The organism is Nostoc sp. FACHB-280 (assembly GCF_014697615.1).
In the GTDB taxonomy this organism is placed as follows: Bacteria; Cyanobacteriota; Cyanobacteriia; order Cyanobacteriales; family Nostocaceae; genus Nostoc_B.
This window is the reverse complement of record NZ_JACJSD010000021.1, coordinates 72,414-84,483: the sequence shown is the minus strand read 5'-3', so window position 1 is coordinate 84,483 and position 12,070 is coordinate 72,414. Positions and strand designations below refer to the sequence as shown.

Annotated in this window: 8 protein-coding genes; 5 read left to right on the top strand and 3 right to left on the bottom strand. The window is 41.4% G+C overall.

Going from position 1 to position 12,070, the window contains the following annotated elements:
- The first annotated feature begins 272 nt into the window (after window positions 1-272).
- Window positions 273-638, top strand: a complete 366-nt coding sequence (locus H6G75_RS16965) for a DUF6636 domain-containing protein (RefSeq protein WP_190981193.1) — start codon at window positions 273-275, stop codon at window positions 636-638.
- A gap of 122 nt (window positions 639-760) precedes the next feature.
- On the opposite strand, the gene H6G75_RS16960 is transcribed toward H6G75_RS16965, so the two are convergent.
- Window positions 761-1,429, bottom strand: coding sequence for a 2OG-Fe dioxygenase family protein (locus tag H6G75_RS16960; RefSeq protein WP_190981192.1), 669 nt, complete (start codon window positions 1,427-1,429; stop codon window positions 761-763).
- Between the two features lie 362 nt (window positions 1,430-1,791).
- On the opposite strand from H6G75_RS16960, the gene H6G75_RS16955 reads away from it, so the two are divergent.
- The 3 genes from H6G75_RS16955 to H6G75_RS16945 all read left to right on the top strand — a co-directional run bounded on the left by H6G75_RS16955 (window position 1,792) and on the right by H6G75_RS16945 (window position 9,439).
- Window positions 1,792-2,454, top strand: a complete 663-nt coding sequence (locus H6G75_RS16955; protein WP_313934858.1) for a hypothetical protein — start codon at window positions 1,792-1,794, stop codon at window positions 2,452-2,454.
- Window positions 2,447-3,280 carry a nucleotidyl transferase AbiEii/AbiGii toxin family protein gene (locus tag H6G75_RS16950; protein WP_242051557.1) on the top strand — a complete coding sequence of 278 codons (834 nt, stop codon included), beginning with the start codon at window positions 2,447-2,449 and terminating at the stop codon, window positions 3,278-3,280. Before H6G75_RS16955 ends, H6G75_RS16950 begins: the two co-directional genes overlap by 8 nt.
- Window positions 3,281-3,484: 204 nt before the next feature.
- Window positions 3,485-9,439 (top strand): AAA family ATPase, encoded by a 5,955-nt coding sequence (locus H6G75_RS16945; protein WP_190981190.1) that lies wholly within the window; start codon window positions 3,485-3,487, stop codon window positions 9,437-9,439.
- Window positions 9,440-9,456: 17 nt separating this feature from the next.
- On the opposite strand, the gene H6G75_RS16940 is transcribed toward H6G75_RS16945, so the two are convergent.
- Complete coding sequence (locus H6G75_RS16940) at window positions 9,457-9,822, bottom strand: helix-turn-helix domain-containing protein (protein WP_190981189.1); 366 nt, start codon at window positions 9,820-9,822, stop codon at window positions 9,457-9,459.
- An 88-nt stretch (window positions 9,823-9,910) separates the two neighbouring features.
- On the opposite strand from H6G75_RS16940, the gene H6G75_RS16935 reads away from it, so the two are divergent.
- Window positions 9,911-10,666 (top strand): glucose 1-dehydrogenase, encoded by a 756-nt coding sequence (locus H6G75_RS16935; protein ID WP_190981188.1) that lies wholly within the window; start codon window positions 9,911-9,913, stop codon window positions 10,664-10,666.
- A 387-nt stretch (window positions 10,667-11,053) separates the two neighbouring features.
- Here H6G75_RS16935 and H6G75_RS16930 read toward each other — a convergent pair whose 3' ends face one another.
- Window positions 11,054-11,911 (bottom strand): metal ABC transporter permease, encoded by an 858-nt coding sequence (locus tag H6G75_RS16930; RefSeq protein ID WP_190981187.1) that lies wholly within the window; start codon window positions 11,909-11,911, stop codon window positions 11,054-11,056.
- Between the last annotated feature and the right edge of the window lie 159 nt (window positions 11,912-12,070).

Genomic DNA, 12,070 nt, shown 5'->3' with positions numbered 1-12,070 from the left:
CTTGAATTTTTGCAAAACTGTCAAAGTAAGTCATAACAAGAATTATAAAGTTTGTTTATTTGAACAGCACTGTAGTTATGTAAGTAGTTGTCAGTATTAATATTGACGTTATAATTGATTCGGCAAATCAAAAAAATGGATGTGTGCATTTAGAAAAAGTTGCACCAGCCAGGAAAAGACAAATTTGCTATCAAAAACTTTTTATTTCCCACAAGGTATTTTGTATGAAGTGCAAGAATTTTTTGACTATTTTGACAACCAGTTTAGTTTCTATGATATCTTTGCCTGCGATCGCTCAAGCAGAATCGTCATTTCAAACACCTACTGGAAATATTCACTGTTATATTGCAGATCAAAACATTCGCTGCGATATTATAAAAATTACTGCAAAAATTCCACCCAAACCAAGCAACTGTGAATTAGACTGGGGTCATGCTTTTATTCTCGATGCACGGGGTCGTGGTTATCGGGGTTGTTATGGTGATACAACAGTAAATCCCCAAAACCCTGTTTTGCAATATGGTAAGACATTACGTTATGAAGGTTTTACCTGCACATCCAGAAGAACAGGCTTAACTTGCGTCAACCGCGATCAAAGAGGTTGGGAACTGAGCAGAGAGAGACAAAGATTCTTTTAAAATATCAGCATTGGGTTGAGTGCGATCGCTTCACCAAAAAAGCTTTTAGTGTGTTACGGCGTAAGCCGTAACACCCCTTACAGATAGTAAGTTTATTCGACAATCAAATAAGATTCTTATATTTATTCAGTTAACAAGCTAGGCGAAGTTAACACAAACACATCCCGAATACCTAACCCATCAACTTGCGGTTTAATGGGAGTCGTAAAATGGAAAAATTCGTGGTCATTAACTAATAATAATTCACCAGAATTTAGCACTTTGCTAAAAACAGGCTTTTCTTTTTTAGCTGTATATAAATGTGTTTCTCCACCTTGAATATTTTCTCTAGCCACAGAGAAAATCCCAATAAAATCTGTACCATCTTGATGAATACCTTCAGGGGCGGGATTCCCCATATTTTCGGCGGAACAGATGGTTCTGATTTGATGAACTCCAATTTCTGCTTCTGGGTGCAGTTTACAAGAGTCGCTAAATGCTAACACCATCTTTTTAAAGATATCTAGCTCAATAATGCCATCTTCTAATTCTGCAAATTCTCTTTTAATATCTCCCAATAAAGGGTTATATGTTTTGCTTTGAAAGAGATAGCCATGTGGTAATTTAGTTAAATCATTCCCCGAAACGGTAAACCGAGATAATCTTCTTAACCGATAATTGCCTTTGATATAAGGATCAACTGGCAAATTATTAAAAAATGGCTGAAAACCTTCTGGATTAATAGAATTTACCTTTCTTAAGGTGAACAGAAAAGCATATTCTAATTCTGTTGATTCCCATACTTTTTGCATAGGATTTACCTGCTGATTAGGTTTAAATCCTCCGCTATTTTTCTTTGTCGGAGGCTTATACCACCGAGTATATGCTACTTTTTATTAAACTGTCGTTAAATTGACTACAGAATTTGACAATTTGTGATAAAGCAATAACTTTGTAAAGAAGACGGGGGATGAGGAAGACAAGGGAAGGGAGACAAAGGGGACAAGGAGGACAAGGGAGACAAGGAGGACAAGGGAGATAAGGGGGATTGTCGTCTTTAGATTGCTTGACAAGGTTTATTTGTAATATGTATACTACAAGAAGTTGGGTGAAAAAGTTTTTTATGATACAGCCTAAAATGCAAATTACAGAACCACCTTTTCATTAGCTGGCGGTGTTGAATCATATTGCTAAATATAATTACGCAGGCACATTTGAAGCTCATATTACAATCTGTGCAGAGTCGCCAGCTACAGTACAGCACTTTCAACAGATTTGTCGGCAGTTAAATATTAAATGTATTTTGATTGAGTTACCTGTGGGAGTGGTGCGATCGCAACCAATGACCGCATCCCATCATCGAGGAACTTTGCCGGAAGTTTACACCGAAGTTTACCACCTTGCCCAAACAATTTCCCAGGCAGGTTTTTTGGTGACGCGGGTGAAAATTGAAGCAATGGTATATAACCAAGACATCCCGGTGACAGATCAGGAAGTTTTGCAACATCCTGCAAGTAATTACTTTGAGTTTCACATCAAAGCTTTGCTGACAGACAATACCGACTTAGAAAGTTTGCGCCAACATTGTGCAGTCCAAGGCGCACATTTATCCACCAATGCTTTTAAACAGAAGACTCATAGCCAACATCAACGATTTATTACCTTGCGGTTGTATGGAATAGGAAGAAACGCTGCACAACACCGCTTTCAGAAACTCCTGCAATCACTACGGTCAAAGGGTATTTCTTTACTGCAACCCCAGCAAGAATATACCGTGTTTGATAGCAACATCGAGCTTGATGCTAGCTGGTTGGGAGGTGTGAATGACCATGCTTGAGAAAATTTTACAGGACATTTCTCAAACAAGCGATCGCCCACTTGCAGAAGTCCTGAATTATCACCTCCTGGAAAGTCTTTTGCGTCGCGTTGCTAACTCTACACACACCGCAGATTTAGTTCTGCGTGGTGGAATGTTAACGCGGTTATGGGTTCCCCCAGGACATCGCATTGCAGTTGATGTTGATTTTCTGGGGTTATATCCCTTTGATATTGAAGCCACAACCCAACACTTTCGGGAATTGCTGGCGACTGAAGGATTTAGTGATGGCGTTGTCTTTCATCTAGAATCCCTAGAATCTCATGGTATTTGGTTAGAAGATCCATGTCCTGGTGTACGCCTGCAACTTGATGCTTCCGTACTCAATTACCGTCAAAAACTGCAAATCGATGTCGGCTTTAACGATCCCCTCATTCCCCCCGCCCAATGGATTGAATATCCGACTTTAGTGAAAGCAGAACCCATAAAAATTCTAGCTGCTAAACCAGAATTAATGGCAGCTTGGAAACTGCACGGTTTAATTGAACAGGGTGCTAAACGCTGGCGCGGTAAAGATTTGTATGACCTTATGTTGCTGGCGACATTAGTCCCACTGGATAAAACATTATTGCCAGAAGCTATTAAAGTAGCTTTTAGTAGTCACCATACTGACTTGCAAGAGGTAAAAATTATTCTCTCTCAACCCCAATGGTGGGATACAGGGAAAAATCGGCGGAATTGGGGCTATTACTGTCGAAAAGTGCCGACACAAATCATGGCTGATGATTTTATGACTGTTGTAACAAAAGTCACTGATTATTGGCGACCGATTGTTGATGAACTATAGCAAAGTAAGTTCTGTAAACTGAGGTAAGTTAAAAGTCAAAAGGCAAAAGTTAAAAGGCAAAAATGAAGAATACTTTTGACTTCTCTGGCAAAGCTGGAGTGCCTTCTGCCTCCTTTAAGGTAAGCTTTATTTGATGCGATCGCCAAGATTTCTGGGAATTATAGAGATAGGCAGTCGTAAAAAATATGTGTTTCACTGAAAGCTATGGCAGACTCTAATAGCACCCGCACGCAATCGCTTTTGCAGCCTTCGGGTTATCAGTTCCTTGAGCAAATCTACGGAGGAAAAAGAACAATTGTGTATCGTGCAGTACAAAGAGATACACAGCGCCCAGTAGTGATTAAGGTGCTGCATCAGGATTATCCTAGCTTTAGTGAACTTGTACAATTTCGCAATCAATATACCGTCACCAAAAATCTGCCAATCGCAGGCATTGTTCAACCCTTGAGTCTGGAATCTGTGGGGAACAGTTATGCGTTAGTGATGGAAGACTTTGGCAGTATTTCTTTAGAGCAGTACCTCCAACAACAGCCCCTCTCACTGAATGAGACGCTGGTTATTGCCATTCAACTAGCAGAGATTCTCCATCACCTGCATCAACATCGAGTCATCCATAAAGACATTAAGCCAGCCAACATTCTCATCCACCCCGACTCAAAACAAGTACAACTCATCGACTTCAGTATTGCTTCCCTGTTACCCAAAGAAACCCAAACTATCCAAAGTCCTAATGTGTTAGAAGGGACTCTGGCTTACCTTGCACCAGAACAAACCGGACGAATGAATCGGGGGATTGATTACCGAGCAGATTTCTATGCTTTGGGTGTCACACTCTATCAGTTATTAACTAGACAATTGCCATTTGTCAGTGAAGACCCGTTGGAATTGCTTCATTGTCACATTGCTCAAGTGCCGATGTCGGTAAATCAGGTCAATTCCGATGTACCGCCGATGGTAGCTGCAATTGTGGCTAAACTCATGGCGAAAAATGCCGAAGACCGTTATCAGAGTGCGTTGGGACTTAAATATGATCTGGAAAATTGTTTATGTCAGTGGAAAGAAATAGGCACAATTACGGAATTTAAGCTAGGACAGAGAGATTTGAGCGATCGCTTCATCATCCCCGAAAAACTCTACGGTCGGGAAAAAGAAGTGCAAGTCTTACTCGATGCCTTTGAGAGGGTAGCTGTCGGGACTACAGAATTAATGCTCGTAGCGGGTTTTTCCGGGATTGGTAAAACTGCTGTAATTAATGAAGTCCATAAACCCATTGTGCGGCAACGCGGTTATTTCATCAAAGGTAAGTTTGACCAATTTAATCGCAACATTCCCTTTTCCGCTTTTGTACAAGCCTTTCGAGACTTAGTTGGGCAATTACTCAGTGAAAGTGATGCCCAATTACAAACCTGGAAAACCCTGATTCTGGAAGCTTTAGGAGACAACGCCCAAGTCATTATTGAACTGATTCCTGAACTAGAACGCATCATTGGCTCTCAACCCCCCGCACCGGAATTATCTGGAACAGCAGCCCAAAACCGATTTAATTTACTATTCCAAAAGTTTATTCAAGTCTTCACCCAGCCCCAACACCCATTAGTGATATTTATTGATGATTTGCAGTGGGCAGATTCAGCTTCTCTGAACTTGATTCAGGTGTTGATGGCGGAAACAAAAACTGGCTATTTGTTGCTAATGGGTGCTTATCGAGATAATGAAGTTTCTGCGGCTCATCCATTAATGTTGACCTTAGAGAGCATGGAGAAAGCCGGAGCAACGATAAATACCATTACCCTGCAAACCCTCAGTCATCCCACTCTCAATCATCTAATTGCCGATACGCTTCATACTCAGGAAGTCGTAGTAGAACCACTGACGGAACTAGTTATACAGAAAACTCAAGGTAATCCTTTTTTTGCCACTCAGTTTCTTAAAGCACTGCATCAAGACCAGTTAATTACCTTCGATTATCATGCCGGACATTGGCAGTGTGATATTGTGCAAGTCCGGGATGCTGCATTGACGGATGATGTGGTGGAATTTATGGCCTTACAGCTACAAAAGCTACCGAAATCGACGCAAGATATTTTGAAACTGGCTGCTTGCATTGGCGCTCAGTTTGATTTAGCAAACTTAGCGATTGTTTCCGAACAATCCCAAACAGAAGTAGCAACGTCGCTGTGGAAAGCTTTGCAAGAAGGTTTAGTTATGCCCCAAAGCGATATTTACAAATTTTATTTGGGAGATAGTGAGGCGAATCAGAAGACATCCCAACAAACCCTCAATTATCGGTTTCTGCACGATCGCGTCCAACAAGCGGCTTACTCATTAATCCCAGAAGACCAAAAACAGACCACCCATATCAAAATCGGTCGTTTACTGTGGTCAAATACTCCAGAAGCAGAACTAGAAGAACAGGCTTTTGCGATCGCTAATCAATTAAATATTGGCATTGAACAATTCCGTGAACCACAAGAACGCCATCAACTATCCCGATTAAACTTTATTGCTGGCAAAAAAGCTAAAGTATCAACGGCCTATGATGCTGCACTAGCTTACCTAAAAATCAGTATTGATTTACTACCCACCAACCCTTGGCAATCTGACTATAATTTCACCTTAAGCTTATATAACGAAGCGACCGAAGCCAGTTATCTCAGTGGCGAACTAGACTTAATGGAAAACTTTGCTCAGGAAGTTTTACAACAAGCCAAAGCAATCATTGATACAGCCAAAGTCTACGAAGTCAAAATTGAATCCTACACAATCCAAAGTCAGTTCTTGGCCGCTATTGATACAGCCATGCAATTTTTGCGGCCAATTGGCATTGAGTTTCCCCCAGAACCGACAGATGAAGATTTCTTTGTGGGTTTACAGGAAATTCAAGCTCTTCTCAGTGATAAAACAGTAGCTGAGTTAGCTGATTTACCAGAAATGCAGCAGCTGGAATTACGCGCCGCCTTGCGTGTCTTAGTTAAAGTAGACACCCCTGCTTATCTCGGAAAACCGGAACTCCACCGCTTGCTAGTGCCGAAGGAAGTGCTTCTATCCATCAAATACGGTAATACCTCCGCCAGTGCCTTTGTTTATTCAGGGTATGGACTGATGCTGAGTGGTCAGTCAAACAGTATCCCCCAAGGTTATGAATTTGGTCAGTTAGCCTTGCAACTGCTTTCCAAGTTTTCAAACCATGAATATGAAGCGAGAGTTCTAGTAGTTGTTCATGGTTTTATCACCCATTGGAAAGAACCTCTAAGAGCTACCCTCAAGCCCATGCTGCAAGCCTATACCAGAGGTTTAGAGATAGGAGACTTAGCTTTTGCCTGTCACGGTGCATCTGTTTATTGCTACCACGCTTATGTTGCTGGTCAAGAATTAACTACACTAGCGAATGAATTGGCGATTTATAGTGCAGCTTTAGCCAAAATTCACAAACAAGCAACACTAAATTATCACAATATTTATCACCAAATAGTCTTGAATTTAATCGAGCCAACAGCTGCACCTTGGGAATTAGTTGGTACAGCCTATGATGAGAAGTCAACGCTGGTATTAAATGAGCAAAGTAGTGACCCTAATAGTTTGTGGCATTTTTGTGTCAACAAACTGATGCTTTGTTATCTGTTTCAAGTCCTAGATTTGGCAGTAGAATATGCGATTAAAGCTAAACAATGTCAATATTCCGGTTTAGGATATGCAATGACTAACATCTCATTGCTCAACTGGTATGATTCTTTAGTGCAACTCGCTTTATTTCCTACCGCATCACCCACACAACAACCGGAGATTTTACAGCAGGTAGCAGAAAATCAACAAATTATGCAACAGTGGGCAAATTATGCACCTATGAATCAGTTGCATCGATTCTATTTGGTGGAGGCGGAAAAACATCGAGTTTTAGGTGATAAAGCCGCAGCAATAGAATTTTACGACCGAGCTATTTCTCAAGCTAAAGCCAACAGTTACATCCAAGAAGAAGCCCTTGCTAATGAACTCGCTGCTAAATTCTATCTCAACTGGGGGAAAGAGAAAGTCGCCGCAGCCTATATGCAAGAAGCCTACTACTGTTATGCTCACTGGGGAGCTAAAGCCAAAGTTGCTGACTTAGAAACCCGTTATCCCGATCTGCTTCGTCCCATCTTGCAGCAGACAGAAGCATCTACGAATATTTTGAGTACCCTAGCAACAATCTCGCCGTTAACTGTATCTAGTCATAACAGCGATCGCAAGAGTTCCAGTAGTACCAACATTAACCAGTCCCTTGATTTTGCCACTATCCTCAAAGCCTCTCAAGGACTTTCTAGCACAATTCAATTTGATGAACTTTTACATCAACTCACCCAAATCATTCTGCAAAACTCAGGCGCAGATCGCTGTGCCTTGATGTTGCTGAGTGAGACTGGAGAATGGCAAGTGCGGGCAATGGCTACTCCTCATGAAACGCAACTATGTGCTGAACCACTCACTAATCATCCTCATGTACCAATAAAGTTGATTCATTACGTCAAAAACACCCAAGAAGTTGTGGTGATTGACAATATGAAAACCAGCTTACCTGTGATTGGGGAATATCTCAGACAACACCAGCCCAAGAGCTTACTATGTTTGCCTCTTCTCCATCAAGGGCATTTAATTGGCATCTTATATCTCAACAATCAACTTACCAGTGAAGTATTTACTGAAGAGCGAATTTTAATTCTTAGTTTCCTCTGCACCCAAGCTGCCATTTCCCTGGAAAATGCCCGACTTTATCAACAGTTGGAACACTCACTTCAAGATGCTCAACAAAAGTCTCAGGATTTAGCAGAAGTCTTGGCACTTTCTCATGGACAACAGCAAATTTTGGCTTTGATTGCCCAAGGGGTTTCCCTAAACACTATTTTAGAAGCAACTGCCCGATACATTGAAAGCCATGCCCACCATCCGGCCTATTGTTCCTTTTTGCTGATTGATGCTGAAGGGCGATTACGTTGTGGTGCAGCACCCAGCTTGCCCGCAGCCTATAATGCTTTAGTTGATGGGATTAAAATTGGCCCAGAGGTTGGCTCTTGTGGAACTGCTGCCTATTGCAAAGCATCTGTCACGGTTACAGATATTGCTACCGATCCCCTGTGGGCTAATTATCAAGTCGCCTTAGACTTTGGTTTGCGGGCTTGTGCTTCCACGCCAATTTTAGGTGCGGAAGGACAGGTGTTGGCTACTCTGGCTATGTATCAGCCTGTCGCTGGTGACTTTACCCTGCACGATCGCAAATTGATAGAAGTTGCCACCTATCTTGCCCGTATTGCTATTGAACGCCATCAAGCAGATATCGAACTGCAAAATACCCAACTGCAAGTACTACAAAGTGAAAAAATGGCATCCCTAGGAAATCTGGTGGCTGGGGTTGCCCATGAAATCAACAACCCCATCGGTTTCCTCAATGGCAGTATCAGCAATGGCCAAGACTATGTACAAGATTTACTAGGACATTTAACTCTTTATCAACAGCAGTACCCGAACCCAGACAAAGTAATTCAAAACAATGCCAACAAAATCGACTTGGAATTTCTCTCAGAAGACTTACCCAAGTTACTCAATTCGATGAAAGGCGCAACGGATCGGATCACAAATATCAGTACAAGTCTGCGTACTTTCTCTCGTGCTGATACCGAATACAAAATCTCTGCCAATCTCCATGAGGGAATCGATAGCACGTTATTAATTCTGAAATATCGCCTCAAAGCCAATGAACACCGTCCAGAAATTCAAGTTATACAAGAGTTTGGCGATTTACCCACAATCGAATGCTTTCCTGGACAATTAAACCAAGTATTTATGAATCTTCTGGCGAATGCCATTGATATGTTTGATGAAATGGCACAAACTCAATCCTTCAAACAATTAGAAGCTAATCCCCAAACCATTACCATTCGTACTGAAGTTATATCAAATCAGGTACATATCAGTATCCGCGATAATGGCAAAGGTATGACACAGGAAGTACAAGAGAAAATCTTTGACCATTTATTTACTACCAAAGCTGTAGGTAAAGGCACGGGTTTAGGATTAGCGATCGCTCGTCAAATTGTGGTAGAAAAACATGGTGGCAGACTGGAAGTACAGTCCCAGTTGGGTCAAGGTAGTGAGTTTTGTATCTACCTGCCAATTTGTGAACAGTAACTTCTGCCTGATGTGAATTACAAATTATTTTGCCGTTTTGCAACTAGTCGCAAATCTTCTTGATGTTGCCAAGCCCATTCTGCCAAAGAAGCGATCGGTTCAATTAGCTGTTCACCAAAGGGTGTGAGTTTATATTCTACCTTTGGTGGCACAACTGGATACACAGTTCGTTCGACAACACCGGCTGACTCTAACCTTCTGAGGGTTTGTGTCAGCATTTTTTTTGATACATCAGGAATTTGACGTTGAAAATCAGTATATCGCTTGGTACCAGAAGATAAGAGATACATGACTGGCGGTGTCCATTTATCTCCTACTAAATCGAGCATTTGTCGCACAGGACAATCTGCACTCAAAATGATTTGTTCATCTTTGGGAACCATGAGGTAACTATATCACCAGAAAGTTCCTACTTGTAAGCAAAATCTAAATCAGGCACACTGCTTTAGGAGTGAAAACAGGGAAATTTGCATGAAATCTTTAGCAAACAAAGTCGCCCTCGTCACTGGGGGTACTTCTGGAATTGGGCGCACTACTGCGATCGCTTTTGCTGAGGCTGGTGCTAAAGTTGCAGTTGTGGGAAGACGCGCCGAAGAAGGCAATGAAACTCTGAGCTTAATTCATCAAGCAGGTAGTGAAGGTTTGTTTATCAAAGCTGATGTGGCGCAAGAAGCAGATATACAAGCCACTATTGCTGCTGTTGTTGATAAGTTTGGCAAACTCGACATCGCATTTAATAATGCTGGAATGTTGGGACAGAATGCTGTGTTGGCAGAACAAACAGAACAAAACTACGACAAAGTTTTTGGTGTTAATGTTAAGGGTGTATTTTTGTGTATGAAGCACGAAATTAGCCAAATGTTAGCCCAAGGTAATGGAGGTGCAATTGTCAATACAGCTTCTATTAATGGTTTTCGTCCTTTAGCACCGGGCTTATCAATTTACGATGCTTCTAAAACTGCCGTGGTGATGTTAACAAAAGCCGCAGCTTTAGAATATGCCTCTTATAAAATTAGAATAAATGCGATCGCACCAGGGCCAATCGAAACCGAAATGCTTAATCAGGCTAGTGGTGGTAATACTAAAGCTTTTGCAAATATTGTCCCAGCCGGACGTTTAGGTAAACCAGAAGATATTGCTAATGCTGTGCTTTGGCTATGTGCTGATGCTACAGATTTTGTCAATGGTCACACTTTAACTGTTGATGGCGGGATACTGGCTGGGTGATGAGCAATATAATGAGCCTGCGTTTGGCTTTGTCGTTGCCGATAGGCTAGGCAGGCTTGGTTTGTATAGCCCCAGATTTCTAGTTTGAAGAGTTGATATGCTGAGTTCTAAGTCCACAATCAGAATGCGTCGCTTGACATTGTTAATGTGTGGTTTGACATTAATTATTTATGACTTCACATTTTGAATGTGTTTTGTCACATTGTAAATGTATTACCTCACATTAATAATGTGTTGCCTTGCATTGTGAATGTAGACACTGCAAAAATTAAACTACTACAATAATCCTCAATAATTGACAAACATTTCTTTCCCTTGTCTCCCTTGTCTCCTTTGTCTTCCCCTTCTCTCTAGTCTGCTGTTCGTATATCAAACAAAATTACTAAACTACCCTTGATAATGTTGTGTAGAAATAGGTAGTAAGTAGCGTTTACGCCGACTTTGAAGGCTTTTCCACAGTAAGACACTAGCAAAAATTAAGGTGGATAGCAGAACTACACTAGCACCAGACGCAATATCTAAGTAGTAGCTGAGGTAAATTCCCACAAATGCGATCGCTGCGCCTAAAATTCCGGAAATAATCATGATATAATCAAAGCGATCGCTCAACAGTCGGGCAATGGAAGCAGGAATCACCACCGCAGAGATAATTAATGTCACTCCCAAAACGTTCAGTGTGGCGACTAACAAAGTTGCCAGCATCAAAGCAAATAGCGTATCCATCACCACTACTGGGACACCATGCACTTGTGCTACTTCTCTGTCAAAACACCAAAACAACAAAGGGCGATAAAACACAAATACTAAACCTAAAATCACAATCGATACTACCGTCACAAACCACAAATCTGTAGGAGAAACACCCAAGACATTGCCAAATAAAGCCGCCTCAAAGTTTTGGCTAAATTTGCGATAGGTACTAATTACCGCGACACCCAAAGCAAAACTCGCCGTGGTCACAATTCCAATAGCAGCATCAGAATATACTTTGCGCCCTGTAAGATATTGGATGAGCAAAGCGGCAGCAAATCCCCAAATTCCCGAACCAATATAAAAATTTAGCCCTAAAACATAACTCAACACTGCTCCACCCAAAATAGCATGGGAAAGACCATGAGCAATGTAACTCATCCGGCGAGTAATAATATATACACCCATCACACCGCACAATAGCCCCGCCATCATCCCAACCATTACAGCGCGGCTAAAAAATTCATAAGCAAAAGGTTTAAGTAGAAATTCCATGTATTTAATAAGTTTGGTAGTTATTGTATTTACCAATAACGAGTGACTGCGTAATTGTCTAAAACTGCATCTGCACTAATGATCGGAATCTTTTCTGTGATTGCTTGAGCAACTAAAAGCCGATCAAAGGGATCTTTATGATGAAATGGTAAATTAACA